At 67.6% G+C, this 15,652-nt stretch carries 12 protein-coding genes; 5 read left to right on the top strand and 7 right to left on the bottom strand.

Annotated features, from left to right (window positions below):
* The first annotated feature begins 22 nt into the window (after positions 1–22).
* Entirely contained in the window at positions 23–2,047 is a 2,025-nt protein-coding gene (locus G6N34_RS06185; protein ID WP_234812970.1) for an acetate--CoA ligase family protein, read from the top strand.
* Here G6N34_RS06185 and G6N34_RS06180 read toward each other — a convergent pair.
* Both G6N34_RS06180 and G6N34_RS06175 read right to left on the bottom strand, forming a co-directional pair.
* Positions 2,032–2,379: a cupin domain-containing protein gene (locus G6N34_RS06180; RefSeq protein ID WP_085152917.1), complete on the bottom strand. Its 348-nt coding sequence runs from the start codon at positions 2,377–2,379 to the stop codon at positions 2,032–2,034. The two genes, G6N34_RS06185 and G6N34_RS06180, sit on opposite strands and share 16 nt — an antisense overlap.
* Positions 2,376–3,581, bottom strand: a complete 1,206-nt coding sequence (locus G6N34_RS06175) for an NAD(P)/FAD-dependent oxidoreductase (protein ID WP_085152915.1) — start codon at positions 3,579–3,581, stop codon at positions 2,376–2,378. The genes G6N34_RS06180 and G6N34_RS06175 overlap by 4 nt, the downstream gene beginning before the upstream one ends.
* A 54-nt stretch (positions 3,582–3,635) precedes the next feature.
* Here G6N34_RS06175 and G6N34_RS06170 point away from each other — a divergent pair, with 54 nt between their 5' ends.
* Positions 3,636–4,820, top strand: coding sequence for an acyl-CoA dehydrogenase family protein (locus G6N34_RS06170; RefSeq protein ID WP_085152913.1), 1,185 nt, complete (start codon positions 3,636–3,638; stop codon positions 4,818–4,820).
* Positions 4,821–4,827: 7 nt separating this feature from the next.
* Here G6N34_RS06170 and G6N34_RS06165 read toward each other — a convergent pair whose 3' ends face one another.
* From G6N34_RS06165 to G6N34_RS06155, 3 genes are all read right to left on the bottom strand, one after another.
* Complete coding sequence (locus G6N34_RS06165; RefSeq protein WP_085152911.1) at positions 4,828–6,822, bottom strand: YhgE/Pip domain-containing protein; 1,995 nt, start codon at positions 6,820–6,822, stop codon at positions 4,828–4,830.
* Positions 6,823–6,836: 14 nt separating this feature from the next.
* The gene (locus tag G6N34_RS06160) at positions 6,837–7,490 is read right to left on the bottom strand and encodes an ATP-binding cassette domain-containing protein (protein WP_085153287.1); all 654 of its coding nucleotides are present in this window, start codon (positions 7,488–7,490) and stop codon (positions 6,837–6,839) included.
* A gap of 69 nt (positions 7,491–7,559) precedes the next feature.
* Entirely contained in the window at positions 7,560–9,155 is a 1,596-nt protein-coding gene (locus G6N34_RS06155) for a PucR family transcriptional regulator (RefSeq protein ID WP_085152909.1), read from the bottom strand.
* A gap of 82 nt (positions 9,156–9,237) precedes the next feature.
* Between G6N34_RS06155 and G6N34_RS06150 the strand changes: the two genes are divergently transcribed.
* Both G6N34_RS06150 and G6N34_RS06145 read left to right on the top strand, forming a co-directional pair.
* Positions 9,238–10,737, top strand: coding sequence for a CoA-acylating methylmalonate-semialdehyde dehydrogenase (locus G6N34_RS06150; protein ID WP_085152907.1), 1,500 nt, complete (start codon positions 9,238–9,240; stop codon positions 10,735–10,737).
* Positions 10,738–10,752: 15 nt separating this feature from the next.
* The gene (locus G6N34_RS06145; RefSeq protein WP_085152905.1) at positions 10,753–12,138 is read left to right on the top strand and encodes an aspartate aminotransferase family protein; all 1,386 of its coding nucleotides are present in this window, start codon (positions 10,753–10,755) and stop codon (positions 12,136–12,138) included.
* Here G6N34_RS06145 and G6N34_RS06140 read toward each other — a convergent pair.
* On the bottom strand, positions 12,135–13,067 hold the full coding sequence (locus G6N34_RS06140; RefSeq protein WP_109788550.1) for an NAD(P)H-dependent flavin oxidoreductase: 933 nt from the start codon (positions 13,065–13,067) through the stop codon (positions 12,135–12,137). The genes G6N34_RS06145 and G6N34_RS06140 overlap by 4 nt on opposite strands.
* Positions 13,068–13,505: 438 nt before the next feature.
* On the opposite strand from G6N34_RS06140, the gene G6N34_RS06135 reads away from it, so the two are divergent.
* Positions 13,506–14,915, top strand: a complete 1,410-nt coding sequence (locus G6N34_RS06135) for an HNH endonuclease signature motif containing protein (protein WP_163645324.1) — start codon at positions 13,506–13,508, stop codon at positions 14,913–14,915.
* A 188-nt stretch (positions 14,916–15,103) separates the two neighbouring features.
* Here G6N34_RS06135 and G6N34_RS06130 read toward each other — a convergent pair whose 3' ends face one another.
* On the bottom strand, positions 15,104–15,565 hold the full coding sequence (locus G6N34_RS06130; protein WP_085152723.1) for a DUF1707 domain-containing protein: 462 nt from the start codon (positions 15,563–15,565) through the stop codon (positions 15,104–15,106).
* Between the last annotated feature and the right edge of the window lie 87 nt (positions 15,566–15,652).

The raw sequence follows: 15,652 nt of genomic DNA, 5'->3' as shown, positions 1-15,652 counted from the left end.
CCGGCGAGCCGCCGTGGCGGCGATGCTCGAGGCCCGCTCGGTTGCGGTGGTGGGTGCCAGTCCCCGCCAGGACAGCTTCGGCGCCCGCATGGTGACCGAGGCCCGGCGTGGGAGCGCGCGCGTGCACCTGGTGAACCCGCGCTACGACTCCATCGACGGAATCGCCTGCGTGCCCCGCCTGGACGCGTTGCCGGAGTCGCCGGACCTGGTGCTGTTGGGCGTGCCCGATGCCACTCTGCTCGGACAGTTGACGGAGGCAGCGTCGATCGGTGCGCGTTCAGCGGTGCTGTTCGGGTCCGCACATCAACCGGGACTGCGTGATTCGGTCACCGCGGTGGCAGCCGACGCCGGCATGGCACTGTGCGGTGCGGGATGCATGGGTTTCATCAACAACGCCTCCGGCGTGCGCGCCCTGGGATACCTGGAACCGCACCCCCTGCCGCAGGGCGGCATCGCGCTCGTGACCCATTCCGGGTCGGCGTTCTCGACGCTGCTGCGCACCCACCGCGGGTTCGGTTTCCGACTCGCGGTGTCCTCGGGTCAGGAACTCGTCACCGACACCGCGGACTACATCGACTACGCACTTGACGATCCGGAGACCGCCCTGATCGCCCTGCTGCTCGAGACTCCACGCGATGCGGCCCGACTGCGGTCCTCGCTGCTTCGGGCCGCTGAACGCGAAGTCCCCGTGGTGATCCTGACGGTCGGTGGTTCACCGCGCGGACGCGCCATGGTCGCCGCGCATTCCGGGGCCTTGGCGGGCGACACCGAGGCATGGGCCGCGTTCTGCGCTGCGACCGGCGCTGTGCGCGTCACTGACTTGGCGGAATTCACCGACACAGTCGAGCTCTTCGCGGCCGGGCGGAGAAGGCGCCCCGGTCGACACGGCATCGCGACGGTGCACGACTCCGGCGCCGAACGTGCCCTGTGCGCCGACATCGCGCACGCCGCGGGCGTCGAGTTCGCCGATCTGTCCCCCGCCACCACCGCCGCGATCGGCGCACTGCTCGACGACGGTCTGTCGGCCACCAATCCGCTCGACGTCTGGGGCACGGGGCAGGACACGTTCGGCCTGTTCGGCGCGTGCCTTCAGCAGATGGCCGACGATCCCGCGGTCGCCGTCACCGCGCTGGCGGTCGATCTGGTCCCCGAGTTCGACGGCGACACGGCCTACCCCGACGCCGTCATCGACGTCGCACGCCGCACCGACGCACCGTTGGCGGTGCTGACGTCGGTGCCGTCGGCGATCGACGGCGCGGCAGCACGCCGCCTGCGGGAGAACGGCGTCGCCGTGCTCGAGGGTGTGCGCAGCGGTGTTGCGGCACTGGGACATCTCGCGACATGGCCATCCTCGACCGACCGCACGCCGAGGGCAATCGACGAGGTCCGACGGGAACGATGGCGCCGTCGGTTCGCCGCGGGAGATCTCGGGGGGTTCGAACTGCTCCGCGACTACGGTGTTCCCGTCGTCGAGTCCCGTTCCGCCACCGGACTCGACGAGGCCCTGCGCGCCGCGGAGAGGATGGGCTACCCCGTGGCATTGAAGACCACGGCCGTCGCGCACAAGAGCGATGTCGGCGGTGTCGTGCTGAACCTCACCGGTCCGGCCGCGCTCAGCGCCGCCTACTCGACGATGACGGAAACTCTCGGGCCCGGCGCCACCGTCGACGCGATGGTGACGCCGGGCGTCGAGATCTCGGTGGGGTTTGTGCGTGACGCGGCATTCGGTCCGCTTGTGGTGGTGGCTGCGGGCGGCGTACATGTCGAGGTACTGGGTGATCGCGTGGTGGCCTGTCCGCCGGTGTCTCCGACTCTCGCGGACGAACTGCTCAACAGACTCCGCATCGCGCCCCTGTTGCACGGGTGGCGTGGTCAACCTCCAGCAGACATCGCGGCGTTGGTACGTGTGGTCGTCGGATTCTCCGCCCTGGCCGCAGAACTCGGCGATGTCCTCGATGCGGTCGAGGCGAATCCGGTGATCGTGTCGCCGACCGGCGCGGTCGCGGTCGACGCTCTGACGCTTCCGCGCGCTCAGAAGATGCTGTAGACCTTTCGGACTGTCTCGTGGATGTCCCACGTGCCGGTCCATCCTTTCGGGAACACCGCCATATCGCCGGCGCCCACCTCGATCGGCTCACCATCATCCGGCGTGACGGTCATCCGCCCCGCCACCAGGAAGATCACCTCGTTGTTCTCCAGCGTCCACCGCGAGGGCCCCGGCGCACACTGCCAGACACCGGCGGACCGCTCACCCTTCGCCCACATCTCCAGTCCGTGAGTCGCCATCGGCGCGCCGGTGGCCTCTTCCAGCGGGCCCCAGTCCTCGAGTTCGGCGTCGGCGGCACCGGCCAGCAAGGGAGTGATCACGGGCACGGTCATGAGGACACCTTCTCTGGGAATGGAAGTGAAATCGGTTCGGGTTCCAGCCTGCTGCGGCCGTGCGCGTCGAAGCGGTCCAGGCCCAGATCGGTGAGATCCAGCCACTCGCAGTGGCCCGCCCACGTGAGATCGGCCGCCACCTCGGCAACCGCGGGGCCCCACATCATGCCGTGACCCGCGGGGCTGGCCACCACGGTTCCGACGACTGGGCCGTCATCGGTCAGCAGCGGTCCCAGGATCGGCAGATGGTCGGGGGTGTAGTCGATGGTCGCGGCCCACGTCCGGCGCAACCCCAGTCCTCGGACCGCCGGATACAGTTCTTCAATGCGGCGGCGGGCCTTCTCGAAGTACTGCCAGTCGAACTCGGCCGCCGCACCCGGTGCCTCGTCAGGATTGCTCATCCCCCACAGCAGACCCCCGGATTCCCCCGGGCGCCAATAGATTCCCGACACGACATCGAAGACCATCGGCAGCGTGCGGACGTCGACGCCCGGAACTGGGGCGGTCACCACCACCTGATGCCGGGTGCCGCCGGCATGGACCCGACCTCCCGCAAGCGCACCGACCTCACCGAGTTGCGGACCACCGGTAAGCACCACGCGGTCGGTGTCGATGGGCCCCGCCGCGGTGTCGACGCCGATCACGCGGCCACCGGAGGTCCGCAGACCCGTGAAGGCGCAGCGCTCGCGGACGTCGACGTTGTGCGCCGTCAGCGCCGCGGTGTAGGCCAGCACATTTCGCGGCGCGTCGATGAAGCCGTCCCCCGGTGCATTGGACGCGCCCATGGTGACCCCGGGCGCCAGACCCGTGTCCCGCGCGTCGAGATCGTCCGACGCCAGCCACTCCACCTCCAGCCCGAGACTGCGCTGCAACGCAATTCGGTCGTGGGCCGCAGAAACCTCGGCTGCGCTGAAGCACGGCATGAGATATCCCTGTTCCACAAATCCGCAGTCGAGCGGAAACCGCTGGCCGCTGGAGCGGTAGAAATCCTGGCTGCGCATGCCCAGCCTGATGGCCGTCTCGGTGCCGCCCTGCGCGCGGACCATACCTGCCGCGCGGCTGCTCGCACCCTCCCCCAGCGTCGCGGAGTCGAGCAGAATCACATGCTCCACACCACGTTCGGCGAGAAGTGCCGCCGTCCATGCGCCGACGGTGCCACCCCCGACCACCACCACGTCGGCACTCGAAGATGAGCTGGTCATACTACGGAACCGTGGCATAGACTGAACGCTCAGTCAAGAGTAGAGGGAGGCCGCATGTACGGTCTGTCGGCCGACGATCAGCGCATCCGCGACACCGCCTACGAGTTCGCCGAATCGCTGATCCCCCATGAGGTGGAGGCCGAACTCGCCGGAGGCCAGTTGCCCAAGGAGGTGACGGCCGAACATCAGGACCGCGCGATCGAACTCGGTTTGTACGCCACCAACATCCCTAAGTCTGCGGGCGGTCCGGGGTGCACCGCCCTGCAGCAGGTGCTGGTGCAGGAGCAGGTCGGCCGCGTCACCAATGGGCTGGCCTGGGTGATGCACACTCCCCCGCAGTGGTGGGTCGACGTGGCCACCGACTTCCAGCGCGAGCGATGGCTGCTGCCGGGTGTGCGCGGCGAGAAGCATGAGGCCTATGCGATCACCGAGGAGTTCGCCGGTTCGGATGTCTCCGATCTGACCGCCACGGCGCGTCGCGATGGCGACGACTATGTGGTCAACGGCATCAAGTGGCACGTCACGTCGTTCAACCTGGCCGACTACGTCTTCGTCCAGGCCGTGCTCACCGACGGCGAATTCGCTGGCGAACATGTGCTTCTCGTGGTCGATCTGCCCTGGCCGGGTGTAGAGGTGGTACGCACCCCGAAGTACAGCCACCACATCGCCGACGAGCACCCCATCGTGTCCTTCACCGACGTCCGGGTTCCGAAAACACACCTGGTGGGTGCCGAGGGTGAGGGAATGACGTTCAGCCAGGACTGGTTTCGGTTCGAACGTCTCATGGTCGCCGCCCGCTGCGTCGGGGCGGCCCAGCGCCTCGTCGACGAGATGACGGCGTTCGCCACGGACCGTGTCGTCGGCGGCCGACCGCTCGGTGAACACCAACTGGTCGCCGGCATGCTGGCCGACAGCGTCACCGAACTGTTCGCCGCGCGCACGATGCTCTACGAGGTCGCGCGGTCCATCGACGCGGGCATGGACCGCAAGACACTGCACGGTCAGGCATCGATGGCCAAGCTGTACTGCTCGGAGATGGCCGGACGGGTGGCCGATCGTGCCGTGCAGGTCTTCGGCGGCCGCGGCTACATGCGCGAGAACGTGGCCGAACGGATGTTCCGTGAACTGCGCGTCGAGCGGATCTGGGAGGGCGCCAGCGAGATTCAACGGCTGATCGTGGCGCGCCAACTCATGAACCGCGGTGCGCAGTCCCTGTTGGGCGTGGGCCGCCAGCACTGATCCCGGATCACACCTCGATGGGGGGGTACAGGCGTTCCATGGTGTACTGCCGGTTTCGCCGGGCTGCCCATGCGCTGGCTGCCAGCGATGCCACCAGCACACCGACCAACACGAGGATCGCCACCCACAGCCGGGAGTCCACTCCTCCCACGGTGAGCTGGCGTAAACCGTTGACGGCGTAGGTCATCGGATCGAACGGGTGGATGATCTGGAACGGTTTCGCGGTGGTCTCCACCGGATAGATGCCGCCGGCCGACACCAACTGGAACATCAGGAAGGCCAGCGTCAGAACCCGTCCCACCGCGACCCCGAACACCGCGTTGAACGCCTGGATGAGGGCCAGGAACGCCGCGACGACCAACAGCAGGAATGCGACGGTGGCCAGCGCGTACTTGGGCCGCAATCCCACCCCGAAATGGACCACGATGTACATCACCAACACCTGGCACAGTGCGATCAGCGACGCAGGCCAATACGAGGCCAGCACAACCCGCAGCGCACCCAACCCGTTGACGATGGGCCGGGACTGCAACGGTGTCAACAACATCCAGATGATCAGCGCACCGATGAACAGTGCCAGCGGGAGGAAGAACGGCGCGAATCCGGTACCGAAGGTCGGCGCGGGGTTGTCGGTCACGAGATCCAGCGCCACAGGTTGCGCCAGCGTACGTGCGACGTCGGTGCGCTGTTGCGGCGTCCACGACGGCACCTGAGTCGAGCCCTCACGCAGCTTGGCCGCCAGTTCGTTGCCGCCGGCCTCAAGTTTCTGGGTGCCTGCGGCGAGTTCGCGGGCACCGACGGCCAACTTTGCACCGCCGTCGGCCAGTTGAACCAGCCCCTGGTTCAACCGCTGCGCTCCGGAGTTCAGTTCGTCGACGCCGTTGCGCAGCTTCACCACGTCGTTGCGGAGCCCGCCGTTGAGGGTATTGGTGATGAACTTCCGCAGCTTGCTGTTCGGGTCGCCGAGTTCGTTCTCGAGTGTCGTCGCACTGTCCCGGAGCTTGAGCAGTCCGGCGTCGGTCCTCGGATCGATGCCCTGTGAATTCAGCAGGCGCTGCGCGCTGGCCAGAAACTCGCCGGCATCGCGCACCGTGGGATCGGGGCTGTTGCGCAGCATCCCGACGGCCTGATCGACGATGGCCGCAGCCTGTGCGTAGTCGATGTTGAGTGCCGCGATCCGGTCGGTTGTCGACCGGACGGCGCCGCTGAGCCGCTGGGCCGCCAAACCGACTTCGTCGGGGTCGAGGTCCAGGGGTGCGAGCCGATCCAGCACGTCGATCAGGGGGTCCACCGCAGTGTCGACCGCACCCGCGAGCTGATGAGTGCCGGCCGCCAGCTGCGCGGATCCGTCGCGTGCGGTGACCAGACCGGCCGCGAGCGTGCCCGCTCCCGAGGCCAGCCGATCCGCGCCACTGTCGGCCGCACCCAGACCGCTGGCCAACTGCTGGGCACCGTCGGCGGCCTCGACCAGGCCCTGGCCCGCGTCCGTCAACCCGGTCAGCACCGTACCCACGGTCCGCTCACCGATGCTCGCGTTGACCTCGCTGATCACCTGGTGCGCGGCCTCCTGGCCGATGATCGAGGCAAGGTAGTTGTTGGCGTTGTTGAACGTGAAGACGATCTTGGCCTGTTGTGGGTCCCCGCCGGTCGGTGAGGCGATGTCGGCACTGAAGTCCGACGGCAGAGTGACGGAGAAGTAGTACTTGCCTGAGGCCACCCCATCTTTGGCCTCCTGCGCCGAAACCTCGTGCAGATCCAACTGTTTCGACGCGATCAGGTTCTGGGCCACCTCATCGCCGGCGCGCAGTTCCTCGCCCTGCGTCTGCGCGCCGATGTCCTCGTTGACCAGCGCCACGGGCACCTTGTCGACTTCGTTGAAAGGGTTCCAGAACGCCCACAGGTACATCGCACCGTAGAGCAGCGGCAGCACGATGACGGTCGCCAGCGCGATACGCGGCAACGCGCCGCGGGAGTAGCGCTTGAGGTCAGTGCCCAACGACATTCCGGCAAGCACGGTCAGTCATCACCTTTCATCACGCCGGCCAGTTCGGCGTGGGTCGTGTTGGCCACCTCGATCTGCGCGCGGACGGCATGTCCGTCAGTTCCGTTGACAGTGGCCGTGACCACGGTCTGGTGTTCACCCAACGCGATGAGCCGCTCAATCAGGACCGCGCGGTTGGCGTCGCTGGTGATGTGGTCGAGGTTGCCGACCACCAGCAGCGGCGGCTTCTTGGTGTTCGCCAGCGCGATCCGCAGCAGCAGGCGGTCAAGCTCGGAGAGTTCGTGGACGTACTCGGTCAGCGGAGGCAGCGGCAGCTCACCGAACACGGGGGCGCACAGCGTCTCGAGGTCGCCCTGATCCGCGCGACGGACGAGCCGGTACCACGGGGCGTCCCAGCGCAGCTGTTCGGTGATCAGGTCTCGTACCGTCACCGATTCGGTGACGGCATCGATCTCGTCGATGCCCGCCAGCGCGGCCGAGGCGAAGATCTCCCCCACGCGGGCCCGGCCGAACACCGAGATCTGCCCCGATATCGGACTCATCCGGCCGGCCACGGTGAGCAGCAACGCGGTGCGTCCGGTCCCGGCGGGACACACCAGGACGGTCACGCCACCGGCGTCGATGTCCAGGTCGATGGGCCCGTAGACAGGCCCCCATGGCCCCCGCATGATGATGCCCCGCGCGCTCACCGCTGGTTCAGGGTCAGGTCTGCTCGGCTCGCTCACCGCACTATCTCATCACCTCTGCAGGATGAGCATGGCCACGTGTAGGGATGTCCGCGACTCCGCGTCCTCGAGGTCCACGCCGAGCATCCGCTGCAATGCCGCGAGCCGGGCGTACAGCGTCGGCCGGGACAGGTGCAGCCGTTTGGCGAGTTCGGTCTTGTTCCCACCGACCTCCAGATACGTCTGCAGCAGTTCGAACATGTCATCCCCGTGCTTGGCTCGGTCGGCCAGCACCGAACGCAGTTCGGTCTCAGCGAAGGCCTGAACCCGCGGATCCGTACGCACCAGCGCCAGCAGGCCGCGCAGCCGCACGTCGGCGGCACGGTAGAAAGACCGTCCGGAATCGAGGAGCGCCACAGCGACTTCCGCGACATGGTCGGCTTCCGCCAACCCGCCGGCAGCCTCGACGAGCCGGGTCGACTCCGGACCCACACCGATCACGCAGTCGTTGACGCCGTCAATATTTTTCACGACCTCACGGATCTGCAGACACAGCTCATCGAGGACGGCTTCGGAGTCCGCGCCCGGCACGGAATGCCGAGGCGCCAGCAGCAGGTCGATGACGCCGTCTTCTCTGGCCGCCGCCAGCACGGTGTGTCGCCGCGACCGCACTGCGTGCACCACCGCGTCGAGAGTGCGGACTCGACGCTGCTGGACCACAACCTGATCGGGCCCCTTCGAATCGGCCAACCGCACCGTCATGGGCACGTACGCCAGCGACGGCCGCAGTCCCAGCGCGTGGGCCCGCGACGTGGCCTCCGCCTCGTCACGCACGCGGCCGTGCCGCAGATCGTCGACCAGACCGCTCTGGGCCCGAAGTTCCAACGACATTCGGTCCTGCTCGACCATGCGGTGCAGTGCCAGCGCCTGCGCCGCACGTTCGATGGTCATCACGACGCGCGACGTCTCGGTGAGCGTCGGCGCGATCAGGCGACCCCACTCCTGACGATAGGGACCGACACGTCGGCTCAGCCACGCCTGCGGACCGGCGTCCGGGTTCAGACGTGACCGGCGCTCCCAGTCGCCCAGGAGTTCGGGTGCGGCCATCCCATGGCCCGCGTACGCCAGCACCTTTCGGTTGAGGTCCTCAAGAACCAGTGGGGCGCTGAGCATGTCGGCCGCCACCCGAACGATCTCGTCCAACGAGGCACGGCGCATGCTCAGCGCGGTGAAGGTCTCGTGTGCCCGGCGGGCGTAGTCGACCTCCGCATACTGATCGGCCACGATGCGCCGGTGCACCTCTTCGGTGACTTCGACGAAGCGCACCGGGCGGTGCAGAGCCACGACCGCCATGCCCAGATCGGCGCCGGCGGCCAGCACCGACGCAGGCACCTCGTCGACGTGCAGACCCAACTCGACGACAACGCCGACGGCACCCGCCGCCGCCAGGCCGGGAAGGTAGCCGTCGCGCAGGCGGCCATCGGTCAGTGCGAGACCAGTGGTCAGCACCAGCTCGCCGCCTTCGAGGAGGTTCGACAGGTCGCTCAGCTCGCTGACGTGCACCCAACGGACGCGGCGGCCCAGCGCCTCGTCGTCACCGAGGACGACCTCCGGCTGCCCGGCCTGCAGCACCGGCAGGGCCAGAATCTCCTTAAGCGTGGGCTCCATTTGACATAGCGTAAATCACTGAGTCGGCGGCCTTACACATTGTCGGTCATATGTGGGCGATATCCGCGCAACAATCATTCCCATGACGAGCACCCCCATCATCGGCCATTGGGCAGACGGCAAGAAATTCTCCGGCGTCAGCGACAGGACCGCTCCGGTCACGAACCCCGCCACCGGAGCGACCACTGGTGAGGTCGCGCTGGCCTCGGTCGAGGACGCGCGTGCGGTGATCGACGCCGCCGCCGCGGCCTTCCCCGCGTGGCGGGACACCTCGCTGGCCAAGCGCAGCCAGGTTCTCTTCGCGTTCCGTGAACTGCTCAACGCCCGCAAGGACGAGTTGGCGGCGATCATCACCAGCGAACACGGCAAGGTGCTCTCCGACGCCCTCGGCGAGGTCACCCGCGGCCAGGAGGTCGTCGAGTTCGCCTGCGGCATCCCACACCTGCTCAAGGGCGGAATGACCGAGAACGCGTCGACCAACGTCGACGTCGCCTCGATCCGCCAACCCCTCGGCGTGGTCGGCGTCATCTCCCCCTTCAACTTCCCCGCCATGGTGCCGATGTGGTTCTTCCCCGTCGCGATCGCCGCGGGCAACACCGTGGTGCTCAAGCCCTCGGAGAAGGATCCCTCGGCAGCGCTGTGGATCGCCGAACTGTGGGCCGAGGCCGGCCTGCCTGCCGGTGTGTTCAACGTGCTGCAGGGTGACAAGGTCGCCGTCGACGAACTGCTGACCAACCCGACCGTCAAGGCCGTGTCCTTCGTCGGATCCACCCCGATCGCGCAGTACGTCTACGCCACCGGCACCAGCCACGGCAAGCGCGTCCAGGCCCTCGGCGGCGCCAAGAACCACGCGCTGATCCTGCCCGACGCCGACCTGGACCTGGCCGCCGACGCCATGATCAACGCCGGTTTCGGCAGCGCCGGTGAGCGCTGCATGGCCATCAGCGCGGCCGTCGCCGTCGGCCCGATCGCCGACGAGCTGGTCGCCAAGATCGCCGAGCGCGCCGTGACGCTGAAGACCGGTGACGGCACCCGCGACGCTGACATGGGCCCGCTGGTCACCAAGGCCCACCGCGACAAGGTGGCCTCCTACATCGATGCCGGCGAGGCCGACGGCGCCAAGGTCGTCGTCGACGGCCGCAACGTCGCCGCTGACGGTGGCGCCGACGGATTCTGGCTGGGCCCGACCCTGCTCGACCACGTCACCCCCGAGATGAGCGTCTACACCGATGAGATCTTCGGCCCCGTGCTGTCGGTGGTGCGCGTCGAGACCTACGACGAGGCCCTGGCACTGATCAACGCCAACCCCTACGGCAACGGCACCGCGATCTTCACCAACGACGGTGGCGCGGCACGCCGCTTCCAGAACGAGGTCGAGGTCGGCATGGTCGGCATCAACGTGCCGATCCCCGTGCCCACGGCGTACTACAGTTTCGGTGGGTGGAAGGCCTCACTGTTCGGCGACACCCACGCGCACGGCACCGAAGGCGTGCACTTCTTCACCCGCGGCAAGGTGGTGACCACCCGCTGGCTCGACCCGAGTCACGGTGGCATCAATCTCGGCTTCCCGCAGAACAACTGAGCGCATAGGACGAACATGACTTCTCTGGACACCACCACGATCCTGCCCAGCGGGCAGGATCTCGACACCGCCATCGCCGAAGGCCAGCGTGCTTACGAGCTCGACCGCGCGCACGTGTTCCACTCGTGGTCCGCACAGGCTCAGATCAAGCCGATGACGGTGCTGGCCGCCGAGGGCTCCTATGTGTGGGACGGCGAGGGCAACCGCCTCTTGGACTTCAGCTCGCAGTTGGTCAACACCAACATCGGCCACCAGCACCCGAAGGTCGTCGCGGCGATTGCCGAGCAGGCCGCCAAGCTGTGCACGATTGCTCCGTCGCACGTCAATGCGGCGCGTTCGGAGGCCGCGCGTCTGATCGCCGAGCGCACCCCCGGTGACCTGAACCGCGTGTTCTTCACCAACGCGGGCGCCGACGCCGTCGAGCACGCCATCCGCATGGCGCGTCTGCACACCGGTCGCTACAAGGTGCTGGCTCGGTACCGCTCGTACCACGGCGGCACCGACACCGCGATCAACCTGACCGGTGACCCGCGGCGCTGGCCCAACGACTACGGCAACAGCGGCGTCGTGCACTTCAACGGCCCGTTCCTGTACCGCTCGTCGTTCAACGCCGAGACCGAGGAGCAGGAGAGCCAGCGCGCCCTGGAGTACCTGGACAAGCTGATCCAGATGGAGGGGCCGAGTTCCTTCGCGGCGATCATCCTCGAGTCGGTTCCCGGGACCGCGGGCATCATGGTGCCCCCGCCCGGGTACATGGCCGGCGTCCGGGAGATCTGCAACAAGTACGGCATTGTGATGATCGCCGACGAGGTCATGGCCGGGTTCGGACGAACCGGAAAGTGGTTCGCCATCCAGAATTTCGACGTTGTGCCCGACCTGATGACCTTCGCCAAGGGCGTCACGTCCGGCTACGTCCCGCTGGGCGGCGTGGCGATCAACGACGCCATCGCCGCGACGTTCGCCGACCGCGCCTACCCGGGCGGCCTGACCTACTCGGGCCACCCCCTGGCCACCGCCTGCGCGGTCGCGACCATCAACGTGATGGAAGACGAGAACATGGTCGGCAATGCGGCCCGGATCGGTTCCGACGTGCTGGGCCCCGGCCTGCGCGAACTTGCCGCCAAGCACCCGTCGGTCGGTGAGGTCCGTGGCCTCGGAGTGTTCTGGGCCATCGAGTTGGTGGCCAACCAGGCCACCCGGGAACCGTTGGCACCGTACGGCGGCAACAGCCCCGCGATGGTCGCGACGCTGGGAGCGCTGAAGTCCGGCGGTCTGCTGCCGTTCGCGAACTTCAACCGCATCCACGCGGTGCCGCCGTGCAACGTCAGCGACGACGAGGTGGCCGAAGGCCTCCGCATCCTCGACGCCGCGCTGACCGTAGCGGACGGGTTCGTCAGCTAGTTCTCTTGTCTGATGTGGGCGGCTGCGGCACTGAGCACTTCGCCGCAGCCGCTCCACATTTCGGCGATGATGTCGGCAGCAGGTCGCACGTCTGCGATGCGTCCCGCGACCTGACCCGTATTGGCCACGCTGGCCGCCATGTCGCCGTCGAAATACAGTGTGCGCACACGCTCCAGCGCTGAACCATCAGGTTCGGCGGCGTGGCCCGCGTCCATCAATTCCGCTGTGGCCGTGCGGATCACGCGCATCATTCGCACTCCCCCGAGCGGCAGCAGCACTGTCGATGTCTCCTCGGCGTCGACGACCGCACGCTTGAAGTTCTCATGCACGCCAGCCTCCTTCGACGCCAGCAGCCTGGTGCCCATCTGCACCGCTTCGGCACCCAGCACGAACGCCGCTGCCATCGACCGCGAGTCGCAGATCCCGCCCGCCGCAACGATCGGAACGTCGACGCTGTCGGCGACCAGTGGCAGCAGCACCAGACTCGATGCGCCGTAACGGTTCTTGAATCCACCGCCCTCGACACCCTCGACGACGAGGCCGTCCACGCCGGCGTCGACGGCCTTGCGCGCGGCGGCCAGGGTGCCCACGACGTGGAAGACCGTGATGCCCGCCTGGCGCAGATGATCGGTGAACAGTCGTGGGTCGCCCGCCGAAGTGGTGACGAATCGGATGCCCTGCTCGACGAGTGTGTCGACGAAGGCCGGATCCCGTTTGACGAACAGGGAGATGTTGGCGCCCACCGGTTTGTCGGTGAGGTCGCGGACTCTGGTGAGGTCGACCCGACCCTGTTCCGAAGTCGTCTCGATGATGCCGAGTCCGCCGGCATTGGACACTGCGGCGGCCAGTTCCGCATTGGCGATATACGTCATCGGTGCGCCGATGACGGGAATCTCGACTCCGGCGAGTTCGCAGAATCGGTTGGTCATCGTGGCGCCCCTCTGCACTCGACTTGTGCCGACGATAGCTGGCATGGTGGGTTGCGCTGGGTCTTGTGACTGCACGGGTCTCGCTGTCGTCGCGCCCGTCGCTCTCGGTTTCTCGGGAATTGCGTACCTCAAGCAGCCGGACCCCGGGCGAGCGGCGACCCGTGCCACGTGGCGTGGCCCCTGGCCTCTGTCCGTCGCCTCCCGCCTGCGGCCTCCGTGGCCTCTCGCCTCGTCACCTCTGTCCGTCGCCTCCCGCCTCTCGCCCCTGGCCTTCGCCTCCCGCCTGCGGCCTCCTCAGACTTCGGACCTCTGGCCAGAATGCCCGGCTACGAGCGACTTCTGCTAGATCCCACGTGTCCCTGAATCTTCTTCTGCCACTTTGGTTTCTCCTGCCACATCCCGGCGATTAATGTCAGTGCTTCGCACTAGTGTTCGAATATGACTTCGGTGACCGACCTGCTCTCTGAGCTGGAGGCCACCCACGCCCAACTCGTCGCTGCGACCGTCGATGATCTCTCGGCAGAGCAGGTGCTCACGGTGATGGAACGCCTGCAGAAAATGAGCTGGGCCAGCGCGACGGTCGACCACAAACTCATCACCCAGTTGGAGGAACTCGGCCCCGAAGCATTGGGTGGCGACAAGGTCACCAAGGTCCTGACCCATCGGTTGCGAATCTCCGCCGAGGAAGCCCGCCAACGCGTCGCCGATGCCGAGGCGTTGGGTCCCCGGCGGGCGATGACCGGCGAGGTGCTGGACCCGGTCATGCCCAATGTGGCCGCGCAGGTGGCCGAGGGCCGGGTGGGGCCCGCACACGTGAAGAGCATCCGGGAGTTCTTCAAAGCCCTGCCCGACCACGTCGACCTCAGCGCCCGAGTCGCGGCCGAATCCCTGGCGGCCGGGCACGCCTCCACGCTGGGCGTGCCCGACTTCCGGGCCGCGTTGAACCGGATGCTGCTCTGGCTCGACCCCGACGGCTCCTTCAACGACGCCGACATCCAACGCCGCCGAGGGATCACCTTCGGTAAGCAGGGTGCTGACGGGCTCATCCGAGTCAGTGGACACCTCACCCCGGAAGCCTGGGCGGTCTGGGAACCGGTGATGGCGAAAAACGCCGCACCCGGGATGTGCAACCCCGACGACGAGGCACCGTGTGTCACCGGCAGGCCCTCAGAAGCGCAGATCAAGGCCGATCACCGCACCAAAGCTCAACGCCAGCACGACGCCCTGCTCGCCGGCGGCCGCATGATCCTGGCTTCGAAGAAACTCGGGAAACTCAACGGCCTGCCCGTCACCGTCATCGTCACCACAACCTTGAAAGAACTGCAGTCCGGGGCCGGGTTCGGGATCACCGGCGGCGGATCCCTGTTGCCGATGCGTGACCTGATCCGGATGGCCTCCCACGCCTTCCACTACCTGTCGGTGTTCGACGACGACGGGCAAGCCCTCTACCTGGGGCGGGCCAAGCGGATCGCCACCCCAGCCCAACGCCTGGTCCTGTTCTCCAAAGAACGCGGCTGCAGCGCCCCCGGATGCACCGCCTCGTTCTACCAATGCCAGGTCCATCACGCCGCCCAAGACTGGATCGAGGGCGGAGAAACCAACGTCAACGAACTCACGTTGGCCTGCGGGACCGACAACCGCAAAGTCGGCCCCGAACCTGAGAAATGGACCACGCGGATCCGCGATGACGGCCGCTGCGAATGGATCCCCCCACCGCACCTCGACAACGGTGGACCACGGGTCAACGACCACCACCACCCCGAAAACCTCCTCAACCCCCACCAGGAGGGCAACGAAGGGCGGCCCGGGTCACCCCAACCGGGAGCCGATGACCCCGACGGCAACTGAGCCGCCGGGGCCACCCCGGGGCGGCCCGGCGCAGTCGAGGCCACCCGGGGCGAGGCCGGCACAGTCGGGGCCACCCGGGGCGAGGCTCGCGCAGTCGAGGCCACCGGGGCGGGCGCAGCAAAGGCCACGGGCGTGGGTGTCATCGGGGCACCGGAGTTGAAGTCGAAGTCGGGCCCCCAGAAGACCAACTACCGGTACAACCCGCGGCAGCCCAGCGTCGATACCGCGGGCCGGCCGTACATCCGGACCGGAAGCGCATGGGATACGACGCCGATGGCCCCGCCGAGCATGGGCCAGAGCGGCCAGAAGTACCAGGCTCCCGCCGACAACCCGACCGCCAACCACACCGTGAGGCAGATGATCACCATGGCGACATAGGCACGGACATGCCAGACGACGCTGCGCCGCGCGGCGGCCTTCCGCTCGTCGCGGCGGCGCGGGTCCTGCCGGATGATGCGCCCCAGGGGCAGATCACCAAGGACGCTCTGCAATCCGGCAGCGGTCTCGGCGGCCATCACTCGGCCGGTCCGATCCTCGTACTCGACGAGGGTCAGATACCCCTGCGACATGGCCTGCCCGAGATGCTCCACCGCCCGTTCGCGCTCCCGGTCCCCCACCCGCACTCCACGGTCCACTGCGGCGTTCGACATGACACCCTCCCGAAGCAATCGCCTTGACACTGTCAACTGGACTCAAGGCTGCCACCGCCGCTTGACAGTGTCAAGGGATCGCACGGA

Origin of the sequence: Mycolicibacterium confluentis (assembly GCF_010729895.1) — a bacterium.
Lineage (GTDB): Bacteria > Actinomycetota > Actinomycetes > Mycobacteriales > Mycobacteriaceae > Mycobacterium > Mycobacterium confluentis.
Note: the sequence above shows the minus strand (reverse complement) of the source record. Positions and strands in the feature narration are given on the sequence as shown.